The sequence below is a fragment of the Streptomyces sp. NBC_01294 genome, from assembly GCF_035917235.1.
Taxonomy (GTDB): domain Bacteria; phylum Actinomycetota; class Actinomycetes; order Streptomycetales; family Streptomycetaceae; genus Streptomyces; species Streptomyces caledonius.
In genome coordinates, this window is record NZ_CP108423.1 from 2808575 (window position 1) to 2821993 (window position 13419).

The 13419-nt window shown below is 75.1% G+C and carries 7 protein-coding genes; 1 reads left to right on the plus strand and 6 read right to left on the minus strand.

Going from position 1 to position 13419, the window contains the following annotated elements:
- Window position 1: 1 nt before the first annotated feature.
- Entirely contained in the window at window positions 2-2227 is a 2226-nt protein-coding gene (locus tag OG534_RS12355; RefSeq protein WP_326588133.1) for an ATP-dependent DNA helicase UvrD2, read from the minus strand.
- Between the two features lie 107 nt (window positions 2228-2334).
- Between OG534_RS12355 and OG534_RS12360 the strand changes: the two genes are divergently transcribed.
- Window positions 2335-2595, plus strand: a complete 261-nt coding sequence (locus OG534_RS12360; RefSeq protein WP_326588134.1) for a mycoredoxin — start codon at window positions 2335-2337, stop codon at window positions 2593-2595.
- Between the two features lie 72 nt (window positions 2596-2667).
- Here the strand turns inward: OG534_RS12360 and nudC are convergent, their stop codons facing one another.
- The 5 genes from nudC to OG534_RS12385 form a co-directional block, all read right to left on the minus strand.
- A complete protein-coding gene (gene nudC, locus OG534_RS12365) occupies window positions 2668-3609 on the minus strand; it encodes an NAD(+) diphosphatase (RefSeq protein WP_326588135.1) in 942 nt (313 codons plus the stop codon).
- A 60-nt stretch (window positions 3610-3669) separates the two neighbouring features.
- A complete protein-coding gene (locus OG534_RS12370; RefSeq protein ID WP_326588136.1) occupies window positions 3670-5076 on the minus strand; it encodes a dipeptidase in 1407 nt (468 codons plus the stop codon).
- 9 nt (window positions 5077-5085) lie between these two features.
- Window positions 5086-8988: an ATP-dependent DNA helicase gene (locus OG534_RS12375; RefSeq protein WP_326588137.1), complete on the minus strand. Its 3903-nt coding sequence runs from the start codon at window positions 8986-8988 to the stop codon at window positions 5086-5088.
- 77 nt (window positions 8989-9065) lie between these two features.
- A complete protein-coding gene (locus OG534_RS12380; RefSeq protein WP_442807225.1) occupies window positions 9066-12797 on the minus strand; it encodes an ATP-dependent helicase in 3732 nt (1243 codons plus the stop codon).
- Between the two features lie 228 nt (window positions 12798-13025).
- A complete protein-coding gene (locus tag OG534_RS12385; protein WP_326588139.1) occupies window positions 13026-13382 on the minus strand; it encodes an MGMT family protein in 357 nt (118 codons plus the stop codon).
- Between the last annotated feature and the right edge of the window lie 37 nt (window positions 13383-13419).

Sequence of the window (13419 nt, forward strand, 5' to 3'; positions counted from 1 at the left end):
TCTACGCGTCGTCAGGATCCACTGACCCGGGCTCTTGACCTGCGCAGATGGCCAGGACCTCGGCTCCGTACCGGTCGAGCTTGCGGCCGCCCACCCCGGAGATCATAGAGAGCTCCCCCGGCTCGCAGGGCGCCGCCTCCGCGATCGCCATCAGCGTCTTGTCCGTGAAGACGCAGTAGGCGGGCAGCCCCTGCTCCTTCGACTGGCCCGCGCGCCACTCCCGCAGCCGCTCGTAGAGGCCTTCGTCCATGTCGGACGGACAGTCCTCGCAGCGCATCAGCTTCAGCTCGCCGGCCTCGGTCAGCGTCTTGCCGCAGACCCGGCACAGCACCGGGCCGCGCCGTCCGCGCTTGCGCGCCCCCCGCTCGGCCGCCGCGCCCGGACCGCTCACGGGGGCCACGGAGCCCGGCCGCAGGCCGTTCAGGAAGCGGCTGGGGCGTCGGGAGGCCCGGCCGCCCGGAGCCCGGGAGAGGCCCCAGGAGAGGCCCAGGTGGAGCCTCGCCCGGGTGACACCGACGTACAGCAGCCGGCGCTCCTCCTCGACCTGCTCGTCGGTCTTCGCGTAGGTGATCGGCATCATGCCGTCGGTGAGGCCCACGAGGAACACGGCGTCCCACTCCAGGCCCTTCGCCGCGTGCAGCGAGGCCAGGGTGACGCCCTGGACGGTCGGGGCGTGCTGGGCGGCCTTGCGCTCCTCCAGCTCGATCGTGAGGTCCGCCAGGGTGGCCCCGGGCCGGGCCCGGGCGAAGTCCTCGGCGAGCCGGACCAGCGCGGCCACGGATTCCCACTGGTCGCGCACGGCCCCGGAGCCGGCGGGCGGCTCGGCGGTCCAGCCGGTGGAGCTGAGCACGGCCCGGACCTGGGAGCCCAGTTCCACGACGTCGTCGAGCAGCGGGTCGTTCCCGCCGGAGCGGGCGGCTCCGCGCAGCGCGAGGGTCGCCTTCTGGACCTCCTGGCGTTCGAAGAACCGCTCGGCTCCGCGCAGCTGGTAGGGGACCCCGGCGTCGGCGAGGGCCTGCTCGTAGACCTCGGACTGGGCGTTGATGCGGTAGAGCACGGCGATCTCGCCGGCCGGGACGCCCGCGGCGATCAGGTCCCGGATCCGGTGGGCGACACCCTCGGCCTCGGCGGGCTCGTCGGGGTACTCGGCATAGACCGGATCGGGGCCGGTCTCGCGCTGGGAGACCAGCTCCAGCCGGTGCTCGGCGGCGCGGCCCTTGGCCTGGTTCAGGAGGCCGTTGGCGAGGTGGACCACCTGGGGCGTGGAGCGGTAGTCGCGGATCAGCTTGACCACGGTGGCCTGCGGGTAGCGGGTGCGGAAGTTCAGCAGGTGGTCGGGGGTGGCGCCGGTGAAGGAGTAGATCGTCTGGCTGGCGTCGCCGACGACGCAGAGGCTGTCGCGCTCGCCGAGCCAGAGGTCCAGCAGCCGCTGCTGGAGGGGGCTGACGTCCTGGTACTCGTCGACGACGAAGTGCTGGTACTGGGCGCGGATCTGCTCGGCGATGTCGTGGCGGTCCTGGAGGATGCCGACGGTCAGCAGCAGCACGTCCTCGAAGTCGATCATGCCGCGGTCGCGCTTGAGCTGCTCGTACGTCCCGTAGATCTGGGCGATCTCGGCCATGTCCCGGGGTGCCTCGCGGCCCGACTTGAGGGCCGCCACCGGATAGTCGGCGGGCACCGTCTGGGTGACCTTGGCCCACTCGATCTCGCCGGTGACATCGCGCAGCTCGCCCCGGTCGAGGCGGATGCGGCAGCGCGCGCCGGCCTCGGCGACGAACTGGATCTTGCGCTCCAGCAGCCGGGGCACGTCCCCGCCGACCGCCTTGGGCCAGAAGTACTGGAGCTGGCGCAGGGCGGCGGAGTGGAAGGTCCGGGCCTGGACACCGCCCGCGCCGAGGGTGCGCAGGCGGCCGCGCATCTCTCCGGCGGCGCGGTTGGTGAAGGTGACGGCCAGCACGCTGGCCGGCATGAGCTGGCCGGAGCGGACGCCGTAGGCGATGCGGTGGGTGATCGCGCGGGTCTTGCCGGTACCGGCGCCCGCCAGCACGCACACCGGCCCGCGCAGGGTCGTCGCGACCTCGCGCTGCTCCGGGTCCAGGCCCAGGAGCACCGCGTCGGCCGAGTCGCCGGCGGCGGAGAAGGATGAGGAGTGCGTTGCTGCTGTCACTCCGCCATGCTGCCAGGTCTCGTGGGGCGGGCGGGAAATTCGTCCACAGGCCCCGGGCATCCGTCGTATCGGTCACACCGGCCGCGCGGGGGCGCCCGTACGGGAATGGCCGCGCAACCACGTACGTTCGAGTAGTCGGACCACCCAGCCTCACGAAGGAGCGCAGCATGCAGGACACGGGCACCGTCACGATGTACAGCACGACCTGGTGCGGCTACTGCCGTCGACTGAAGACGCAGCTGGACCGGGAGGGCATCGCGTACAACGAGATCAACATCGAGCTCGACCCCGCGTCCGCCGCGTTCGTGGAGAAGGCCAACGGCGGCAACCAGACGGTTCCCACCGTGCTGGTGAAGTCCTCCGCCGGCAACGAGTCCGTGATGACGAACCCGAGCCTGGCCCAGGTCAAGCAGGCCCTCGCCGTCTGAGCGAGCGCCTCGGAGCATCCCGAGCACCAGAAAGGCCCCCGCCGCGGCGGGGGCCTTCTGCTGTGACGAACGTTACGCCGCGCCCCTCGGCAGCGGCTCGCCGTACCAGAGCTCGACCAGCCGGGCGGCGATGGAGATCCCCGACGGCGGCAGCACCGCGCCCGATGCGAACGCCGCGCGCAGCTCCTCGCGGGAGAACCAGCGGGCCTCCTGGATCTCCTCGCCGTCCACCGTGATCTCGGAGGTGGTGGCGCGGGCCGTGAAGCCCAGCATCAGGCTGTACGGGAAGGGCCACGGCTGGCTGGCCACGTACTCGACCTGGCCGACCCTGACGCCCGCCTCCTCCCACACCTCGCGGACGACGGACTGCTCGATCGACTCGCCCGGCTCCACGAACCCGGCGAGCGTGGAGAAGCGGCCTTCCGGCCAGTGCACCTGGCGGCCCAGCAGCGCGCGGTCGTGCTCGTCCGTGACCAGCATGATCACGGCCGGGTCGGTGCGCGGGTAGTGCTCGGCGCCGCAGCCCGGGCAGCGGCGGATGTGCCCGGCGGCCGCGACCACCGTTCGCTTGCCGCAGCGGGAGCAGAAGCGGTGCATCCGCTGCCAGTTCTCCAGCGCCACCGCGTGCACCATCAGCCCGGCGTCGCGCGGGGACAGCAGCAGCCCGGCCTCGCGCAGGCCGGCCGGGCGGGCCGACTGGTCCATGCGGCCGGGCAGCGCGTCCTTCTGCAGGGCGAAGTACCGTACGCCGTCCTCGTCGGTGCCCAGGAAGTAGCGGTGGGTCTCGGTGACCGGGGCCTCGAAGGCCGGGGTCATCACGATGCCGGTGCCCCCGTCGGGGGTGTCGTCGATCAGCACCTGGCCGCCGGAGACGACGAAGACGCGGGTCGTCGGGTGGCTCCAGGCGGCGGCGAGCCAAGCCTCGTCGAGGCGGTGGTGCGCGGCACGGTCGATTCCGCTGGGCGCGGCGAGCGAGAGGGGCCGCTCGATATGGATGCTCACGGGTACTTCCAACTCCCCCGGTGGTGGGACAGGCAGGCTCGGTACGTCGGGTGTGCGTCGGTGTGCGTCGGGTCAGGCGGGTGTGCGGTGGGCGTCGGCCAGGTCTCCCCAGAGGTAGGCGGCCGTCTCGACGCCCTTGAGCAGGAGGTCCAGCTCGACCTTCTCGTTCGGCGCGTGCCAGCCGTCGGACGGTACCGAGATGCCGAGGAAGAGGACGGGTGCGTCCAGGACGTCCTGGAGGTCGGCCGCGGGTCCGGAGCCGCCCTCGCGGGTGAAGCGGACCTTCTGGCCGAAGGCGCGGCCCATGGACCGTACGACCGACTGCAGGGCCGGGTGGTCCAGCGGGGTCAGGCACGGGCGGGTCGGTGCGCCGAAGGTGATGGAGTGCCGGATTCCGTCGGGGACGCGTGCCGCGACCCAGTCCCGGACGGCGGCCTCGACCTCGTACGGGTCCTGTCCGGACACCAGGCGGAACGACAGCTTCAGGTGGGCGGAGGCGGGCACGATGGTCTTGCCGCCGGGGCCCTGGTAGCCGCCGCCGATGCCGTTGACCTCGGCGGTCGGGCGGGCCCAGACGCGCTCCAGGGTGGAGTACCCGGCCTCGCCGGAGGCCGCGTGGGACTTGGCCGTACGCAGCCACTCGGACTCGTCGAAGGGCAGCTCGGCGATGAGCGCGCGCTCCGCGTCGGTGAGCTCGGTGATGCCGTCGTAGAAGCCGGGGACCGTGACCCGCCCGTCGTCGTCGTGCAGGGCGGCGACCAGGCGGGCGGCGGCGGTGGCCGGATTGGGAACGGCCCCGCCGAAGGCGCCGGAGTGGATGTCCTGGTCCGGGCCGTGGAAGTCGATCTCGCAGTCGGCGACCCCGCGCATGCCGGTGCAGACGGTGGGGGTGGTCTCGGACCACATGCCGGTGTCGGAGACGATCACCACGTCGGCGGCCAGCTCGGCGGCGCGGGCCTCGACGAGCGCGCGGAAGTGGACGGAGCCGGACTCCTCCTCGCCCTCGACGAGCAGCTTGAGGTGCACGGCGGGGGCGGAGGCGCCGGTGGCCGCCAGGTGCGCCCGTACGCCGAGGGTGTGGAAGAACACCTGGCCCTTGTCGTCGGCGGCGCCGCGCGCGTACATGCGGCCGCCCTGGACCACCGGCTCGAACGGGTCGGTGTGCCAGCCGTCGGCGAGGGCGGCGGGCTGCACGTCGTGGTGCCCGTACACGAGGACGGTGGGGGCGTCCGGGTCCTCGCTCGGCCAGTGCGCGAAGACGGCGGGGGCCCCGTCGGTCTCCCAGACCTCCGCGACCGGGAAGCCGGTCTCCTTGAGCTTCGTCGCGAGCCACTCGGCGCTGCGGCGTACGTCGCCCGCGTGCTCGGGCTGGGCCGAGACGGAGGGGATGCGGAGCCACTCGGCGAGGTCGTCGAGGAAGGCGGCGCGGTGGGTGTCGATGTACGTACGGACGACGTTGTCCGGCGGGGTGTCGCTCATGCCCCGAGCCTAGCCGTCCGTCCGATGGTCACCGGCGGTGTCCGTTTTGCCTTGGAGGATCCGCTCAAGGCGGGTGCGGTCGGGGAGGTTGCGGGGCCGGATCACGCGGCCGCTGCGGACGTGGAGGAAGACGGCGGCGACCCGGCTGAGCGGGGTGTCCGTGGCCTCGGCCCAGGCCACGCGGTAGACGGCGAGCTGGAGGGGGTCGGCCTCGGTGGTCCGGCCGGTCTTCCAGTCGACGATCTCGTACGAGCCGTCGGGGTTCTTGTAGACGGCGTCGATCCGGCCGCGGATGACGCGGCCGGCGAGGGTGAGCTGGACCGGGGCCTCCATGCGGTGGGGGGGCCGGTCCGCGTACGGGCTGCGCTCGAAGGCGGCCTTGAGGGAGTCGAGGTCGGCCTCGTCGGCGATCTCCTGGTCGGAGCCCGCGCCGGGGAGGTCGGCGACGGGGTCGAGGACGTCGAGGAACGGCAGCGGCAGCTCGTCGAAGCGGGACTCGACCCAGGCGTGGAACCGGGTGCCCTGGCGGGCGGCGGGCTGCGGGGGCTTGGGCATGGGGCGGGCGAGGTCGCGTACGAAGCCCTGCTCGTCGGCGGCGAGCCGGAGCAGCTGGCTGGCGGAGAGCGCGGCGGGCAGCTCGACGTCGCGGACGGCCGCGCGGGCGCGGCGCAGCTCGCCCTCCAGGGCGTCGAGGTCCCGGTCCCAGGAGGCGACGGCGCGCGCGTCCTCGGGGGCGAGCCCGGCTGCGCCGTGGCCGGGCCGGGCGGCCGGCCGGGACTCCGCGGCCCAGGCCTCGCCGGCCCAGGGGTCGTCACCGTGCGGGCCGGCGGCTGCGGTGCGCGGCTGCGCCGCACGGCGGGCTCCGCCCCGGCCCTCGGCGCCGGCATCGGCGCCGGCGTCGGCATCGGCATCGGCATCGGCGTCGGCGTCGGCGTCGGCCCAGTGGGCCGCTTCCGGCCAAAGGTCGTCGTCCTGCGGGTCGGCGACCTTTGGGCGGGCCGGCGGCTTCGGTGCGCGGCCGCGCCGCACGGCGGGCTCCGCCCCGGCGCAAAGGTCGTCGTCCTGCGGGTCGGCGGGGGCGGAGTCCTCCCCCGCCCCGCCCCTTCCCGGAACCGCGGCGGCGGCTCGGGGCGCGGGCACGCCTGCGGCGGGCGCCGCGGGCGTGCCCGCCCAGGCCTCGTCGGCCCAGGGGTGGCCGGCGTCCTGCCCCGCGACGGGGGCCGGCTCCGCCGCCTCGGCCGGCAGGAGGCGTGCGTGCTCGCCGACGGAACCGTCCGGGGCCACGGTCCCGGACGGTTCCGTCGGGTCGGCGGGCCAGGGCTCCTCCGGGGGCCAGGGCTCGTCGTCGTAGGAGGGGTCCTCGCAGTCCGGGGGCCAGAGGTAGGCGTCGTCCTGCTCCGGCGGCGGCGGGGTCGCCAGGTAGGACTCCACCAGGGCGGCCGCCGCCCGGCGCAGGGTGAGGGAATGCGGGTCGAGCGGGAGGGGCCAGGAGTGGTCCTGGGTGGCGTCGTCGGACAGGGCCGGGTTCCCGGCGTCGGGGTCGGGCTCGTCCGCCCAGGCCTCGATCTCGCCGAAACCGGCGGCGCAGTGCTCGTACAGGGACTGCAGGAACTCCGACGGGCCGCGGCGCTTCTTCTGGGTCGGGCCCCACCAGTGGCCCGAGGCCAGCAGGAGGGAGCGCGGCCGGGTGAAGGTCACGTAGCCGAGGCGGAGCTCCTCCACCGCCTTGTGGTCCTTGAGGGCGGCCTTGAAGGACTTCAGGCCCGCGGAGGTCCAGGCCGGGTCCCCGGGCAGGGTGGGGGCGTCGCCGCGCAGGGCGTACGGGAGCACCTTCGCGTACGAGGTCCAGGCCTCCGGCGCCTTCTCCTTCGGGAAGGATCCCGCGCACAGGTCCGGGACGACCACCACGTCCCACTCCAGGCCCTTGGACTTGTGGGCGGTGAGCACCTTGACGGTGTTCTCGCCGCCCGGCAGGGCGTGGTCCAGGCCCTTCTCGTACTGGGCGGCCGTGCGCAGGAACGCCAGGAAGGCCAGCAGCGTGGCCTCGCCGTCCAGCGCGGCGAAACCGGCCGCCACGTCCATGAAGCTCGACAGCGTCTCGCGCCGGCGGGCCGCCAGCGCGTGCGGGGAGGCGGACAGTTCCACTTCGAGGCCGGTCGCGGACAGCACCCGGTGCAGGACGTCCATCAGCGGGTCGGCGAGGGACCGCCGCAGGTCGCGCAGCTCCTGCGCGAGGTGCGCGAAGCGGATCCGGGCCTCCGCCGAGAACGGGAGCTCGTCCGGGGCCTTTCCGGCGCCGTCGAGGAAGGTCTCCAGGGCGTCGGCCAGCGAGATGATCTCCGCCGGGTCCACGCCCTCCACGGCCGCCGCCAGCCGCTCGTCCGGGTCCGCCTCGGCCGGCGACCGGCCCACGAGCAGGCGCGCGCGGCGGCCCAGCAGGGCCAGGTCGCGCGCGCCGATCCGCCAGCGCGGGCCGATGAGCAGCCGGACGAGGGAGGCGTTGGCGCCCGGGTCCTGGAGGACCTCGCAGACGGCGACGAGGTCCGCGACCTCGGGGAGGTGCAGCAGCCCGGACAGGCCGACGACCTCCACCGGCACGTCCCGGTCCACCAGCACGGCCTGGATCTGTGCGAAGTCCCCGGCCGACCGGCACAGTACGGCGATCTCACGCGGCTCGGTCCCGGTGCGGACCAGGTGGGCGACGGAGTCGGCGAGCCAGTCGAGTTCCTGGGCGTGGGTCTCCAGCAGGGCGCAGCGGACCTGGCCGGATCCCTCGGCGCCCGGCGCCGGGCGCAGCGCCTCCACGCCCTGGTGCATGGCGCGCAGCGGGGCGGCGAGCTCGTTGGCCAGGTCCAGCAGGCGGCCGCCGCTGCGCCGGTTCTCACTGAGGGAGAGCCGGGTGGCGGGGCTGCCGTCGGCGTGCGGGAAGTGCTCGGGGAAGTCGTCGAGGTTGGCCACGGAGGCCCCGCGCCAGCCGTAGATGGCCTGGCAGGGGTCGCCGACGGCGGTCACGGCGTGGCCGGAGCCCGCGCCGAAGAGGCCGGACAGCAGCAGCCGCTGTGCCACGGAGGTGTCCTGGTACTCGTCGAGCAGGACCACCCGGAACTCCTCGCGCAGCAGCGCCCCCACCTCGGGCCGGGTGGTGGCGAGCTGCGCGGAGAGGGCTATCTGGTCGCTGAAGTCGAAGAGGTCGCGGGAACGTTTGGCGGCGCGGTAGCGGCTGACCAGTTCCAGCAGTTCGAGGCGGCCGTGCACGGCCTCGGGGACCTTGCGCAGGTCGTCGTTGGTGAGCCGGGTGCCGGCGAGCACGTCCAGCAGCCCGGTGTCGTACAGGCGCAGCCGGTCCGGCTCGACCAGGTGCTCGGACAGCTCCGCGTCGAGCGCGAGGAGGTCCCCGACCAGGTCGGGGAGGGACTTGGTGAGCGAGGGGTACGGGCCGGGGGCCTCGCGCAGCACCTTCGCGGCGAGCTGGAAGCGGGTGGCGTCGGCGAGCAGGCGGGAGCTGGGCTCCAGGCCGATGCGCAGGCCGTGGTCCTTGAGGAGCTGCCCGGCGAAGGCGTGGTACGTCGAGATGCGGGGCTCGCCGCCGGCCTCCTCGGCGTCGGCCGGGGAGGGGTCCGGGTCGGTGATCCCGGCCCGCGCGAGGGCCTTGCGCACGCGCTCGGACAGTTCACCGGCGGCCTTGTTGGTGAAGGTCAGGCCGAGCACCTGGGCGGGCGCCACCGCGCCGGTGCCGACGAGCCAGACCACACGCGCGGCCATGACGGTGGTCTTGCCGGAGCCCGCGCCCGCGACGACGACCTGAGGGGCGGGCGGGGCGGTGACGCAGGCCATCTGCTCGGGCGTGAAAGGGATCCCGAGGAGCTCCTTGAGCTGCTCGGGGTCGGTGAGGACGGGCGGACGCGCGGACACGTAAAAAGGCTAGCCGCCCCCACCGACAGCCCCGACCGTCGTGGTCGCGCCGCCGGGCGCCTCCGCCGTCGTCCTGGTCACTCCACGGTCTGGCGGCCTTCCGGGCGGGCGGTGCACGAGCTGCGGAAGGAGCAGTGGTCGCAGTGCCGGCCCGCGGCGGGGGCGAAGCGCTCGTCCAGGACCCGGCCGGCGGCGGTGGCGAGGAGATCGCCGACCCATTCCCCGTCGAGGGGCTGCTGGGCCTGGATCTTCGGGACCGCGTCGCCGCCCTCCTTCTTGGGCGCGGCCTGGCGGAGCTGGACGAGCTCGGCGCCGCCGGACGCGGGGCGCAGGCCGTCGAAGACCTCGTCGACGGCGCCCTCGCGGACGGCGAGCTGGTAGACGGCGAGCTGGGGGTGCCGGTCGACCTCGGCCTTGGTGGGCGACGCCTTGCCGGTCTTGAAGTCGACGACGTACGCGCGCCCCTGCGGGTCCGCCTCGACCCGGTCCATGGAGCCCCGGATGCGGACGGCGACGTCGCCGGCTTCGAGCGTGACGTCGAACTCGTGCTCCGTGGCGACGGCCTCCCGGCCCCCGCGGTCGGTGGTGTGCCAGCGCAGGAAGCGCTCCAGGGCGGCGCGGGCGTTGTCCTTCTCCTGGCGGGACTTCCAGGGCGCGTCGAAGGCGAGCGCGTCCCAGACGGAGTCGAGGCGTTCCATGAGGACGGCCAGGTCGGCGGGGGTACGGCCGGAGGCGACCTCGTCGGCGAGGACGTGGACCACGTTGCCGAAGCCCTGGGCGGCGGTGGAGGGGGTGTCGGCCTTGACCTCGCGGCCGAGGAACCACTGCAGGGAGCAGGTGTTGGCGAGCTGTTCCAGGGCGCTGCCGGACAGGGCCACGGGCCGGTCCCGGTCGCGGAGCGGGACGCTGCTGCGGGTGGGCTCGTACAGGCCCCACCAGCGCTGCGGGTGCGCGGCGGGGACCAGCGGGCGGTCCTCGTCGTCGGTGAGCGCGGCGAGGCGGGCGAGGCGGCGGGCGGCCGCGTCGCGCAGGGCGGGCGAGGCGTCGGGGTCGACGGTGGTGGCGCGCAGCTCGGCGACGAGCGCGGGGACGGCGAGGGGGCGGCGGGGGCGGCCGGTGATGTCGCGCGGGGGGACGCCGAGCTCGGTGAGGAAGCGGGAGGGCTGGTCGCCGTCGTCGGCGGGGGCCTTGACGGCGGTGACGACGAGGCGGTCGCGGGCGCGGGTGGCCGCGACGTAGAAGAGCCGGCGTTCCTCGGCGAGGAGGGCGCCGGGGGTGAGGGGCTCGGCGAGGCCGTCGCGGCCGATGCGGTCGGCCTCCAGGAGGGAGCCGCGGCGGCGGAGGTCGGGCCACAGGCCCTCCTGGACGCCGGCGACGACGACGAGGGACCACTCCAGTCCCTTGGAGCGGTGGGCGGTCATCAGGCGGACGGCGTCGGAGCGGGTGGCGCGGGCCGTCAACGTGTCGGCGGCGATGTCCTCCGCCTCCAGTTGTTCGAGGAAGTTGAGCGCGCCGCTGCCGCCGGTGCGTTCCTCGGCGCGGGCGGCGGTGTCGAAGAGGGCGCAGACGGCGTCGAGGTCGCGGTCGGCGTTGCGGCCGGCGGCGCCGCCGCGGCGGGCGCTCCGCTCCAGGCGCTGGGGCCAGGGGGTGCCGTCCCAGAGGATCCACAGGGCCTCCTCGGCGGTGCCGCCGCCCTGGAGCAGCTCGCGGGCCTTGCGCAGGAGCAGGCCGAGGCGCTGGGCGCCACGGGCGTACGCCGGGTCGTGCGCGGTGAGGCGCTCCGGCTCGGCCAGGGCGCGGGCGAGCAGCACGTCGGAGGGCGCGGGGACCTTGACGCCCGCGGCGCGCTCCTCGTCGCGCAAGGCGCGGCCGAGCCGCCGCAGGTCGGCGGCGTCCATCCCGCCGAGGGGGGAGCCGAGCAGGGTGAGGGCCGCCTCGACGGTGATGCCTCCGGCAGGGTCGGCAGGATTCCCGGGCTCGGCCTCCGGACCGGGGTCGCCTGCGCCTGCGCCTGCGCCTGCGCCTGCGTCGGCGTCGGCGTCGGCGTCGGCGTCGGCGTCGGCGTCGGCGTCGGCGTCGGCGTCGGCGTCGGCGTCGGCGTCGGCGTCGGCGTCGGCGTCGGCGTCGGCGTCGGCGTCGGCGTCGGCGTCGGCGTCAGCGGATGTTTCCCGCCCACCCGCCCCGAAGACACGCGCGAGCTCGCCCGCCTCACCGCCGCCGGCGTCAGCCGCACCGGCCTCGGCCAGGCCTGCGGCCGGGGCCGCCTCCGCGGAGCCGGGGGCGGGGACATCCCCGTCGGCCCGGCCGCCCTCCGGGTCGTCGGGAACGCCGGGCTCGGCCCTCAAACCCGCGTCGCCTGCGGCGGGGGTCGGGGCCTCGGCGGCATCGGGCTCCGCGTCGGCGGTCGGGTCCGCGGCCGGGGTCTCCGGGGCCGTGGTCTCCGGGGCCGTGGCCGTTACCGCCGTGGCCGTGATGCGGAGGGCCGTCAGGAGGGGGGAGACGGCCGGTTCGTGGCGCAGCGGCGTGTCCGTGCCGTCCGTCTCGGCCGGGACTCCCGCCGAGATCAGGGCGCGGCGCATCGCCGGGAGGGTGCGGCCGCCGGCGCGGACCAGGACGGCCATGTCCTGCCAGGGCACGCCGTCCTCCAGGTGCGCCCGGCGCAGGATGTCGGCGATGTTGTCCAGCTCGGCCCCGGCGGTGGGGTAGGTGAACACCTCCACCCGGCCGCCCTCCCGCGCGGCGCGCAGCTCGCGGTGGGCGCGGACCGCGGCCGCCGGGAGGCGGGGCAGCGGCATCCGGGTCGTGAGGAGGCGGGTGGCTGCGAGCAGGGCCGCGCCGGAGCGGCGGCCCACCGTCAGGGCGGTGACCGCCGCACCCGCGAACGCGGACTCGAAGTCCAGGATGTTGTTGATGTCGGCGCCGCGGAAGGCGTAGATCGACTGGTCGGGGTCGCCGAAGGCGACGAGCGTGCCGCCCGGCCCGGTCAGGGCCTTCAGCAGCCGCAGCTGCGAGGCGTCCGTGTCCTGGTACTCGTCCACGAAGATCGCGTCGTAGGCGGAGGCGAGGGACGGGGTGCGTTCCGCGAGCAGCACCGCCCGGTGCAGGAGTTCCGCGTAGTCCAGCGTGCCCTGCATGTCCAGGACGTCCAGGTACTCGGAGAGGAACGCGGCCGCCGCCTTCCAGTCCGGCCGCCCGATGCGGTCGGCGAACGAGGCGAGGGCCTGCGGGCCGAGGCCCAGTTCGCGGGCGCGGGCGAGGACGGCCCGGACCTCGTCGGCGAACCCGCGCGTGGTCAGCGCGGCCCGCAGGTCGTCCGGCCAGCGGATGGAGTGGACGGAACGGATGCGCCGCTGGCCCTCCAGGAGGGTGCGGACCATCACGTCCTGCTCGGGGCCGGACAGCAGTCGCAGCGGGTCGGCGAAGAGGTCGGTGTCCTGGTGGGCGCGGACCAGGCCGTAGCAGAAGGAGTGGAAGGTGGTGGCCTGCGGAGCCCGCGCGCCGCCGAGGCGCAGGGCGGCCCGGTCGCGCAGTTCCACCGCCGCCTTGCGGCTGAAGGTGAGGATGAGGATGCGGGCGGGGTCCGTGCCCGCTTCCACCCGGGCGGTGACGGCCTCGACCAGCGTGGTCGTCTTCCCGGTGCCCGGTCCGGCCAGGACGAGCAGCGGTCCGCGGGCGTGGTCAACCACCGCCCGCTGCGCTGCGTCCAGCACAGGGGGATCCACCCGTTCCGGCCCGGTGCGCACGAGGCGGTACGCGTCGGGGGTCCGCGTGCGCCGCCGCTCGGTGCGGTCGGAAGAGGAAGAGGTGATCACGTGAGGTGCCGGTCCTGGTGGGTCTACGGGTGTTGCTGGGTCTGCGTTTCCGGCGGGGGCCGCCGGGTCCGCGCGGTGTGCCGGTGCTGCCGTGACGGCTCCCGCGGAAGCCGAAGAGGCAACGCTACGGCAACCGGCGGGCGCCGCGCAGTCCACCCGGGTACCCCGGACGGGCGTTCGCACGGTCGCCCGATCGCCCGCTCAAGCCGCGCATGGCCGAAGCTGTCAGGTGTGAGCCTCGTCGCGCGTGCCGTCCTGTCCGGGGGCCCCGTCCCAGCGCGCCCGCCGCATGTCCAGCCGCGGCTCACCGCCGACTCCGGGCGTCAGACGCAGCGGCGTGGACTCGGCCCGGTAGTGCTCCAGGGCGCGCGGCTCGTGGCCGGGCAGCGGCAGTCCGTCCGCCCGTACGACGCGCCACCAGGGCACGGCTCCCCCGTACAGGGCCATGACACGCCCGACTTGGCGCGGTCCTCCCTCGCCGAGCCACTCGGCGACGTCCCCGTACGTCATCACCCGGCCGGGCGGAATACGCTCGACCACCTCCAGCACGCGCTCCGCGTACGCGGGCAGCTCTTCACTCATTCAGCACATGGTGCAGTACGCCGGCCGCCCACCGGCG

Excerpts from the sequence above, each read along its gene's own strand:
- OG534_RS12355 (WP_326588133.1), bottom strand. The coding sequence starts at position 2,227 with ATGCCCGGGGCCTGTGGACGAATTTCCCGCCCGCCCCACGAGACCTGG.
- OG534_RS12360 (WP_326588134.1), top strand. The coding sequence starts at position 2,335 with ATGCAGGACACGGGCACCGTCACGATGTACAGCACGACCTGGTGCGGC.
- OG534_RS12370 (WP_326588136.1), bottom strand. The coding sequence starts at position 5,076 with ATGAGCGACACCCCGCCGGACAACGTCGTCCGTACGTACATCGACACC.
- OG534_RS12385 (WP_326588139.1), bottom strand. The coding sequence starts at position 13,382 with ATGAGTGAAGAGCTGCCCGCGTACGCGGAGCGCGTGCTGGAGGTGGTC.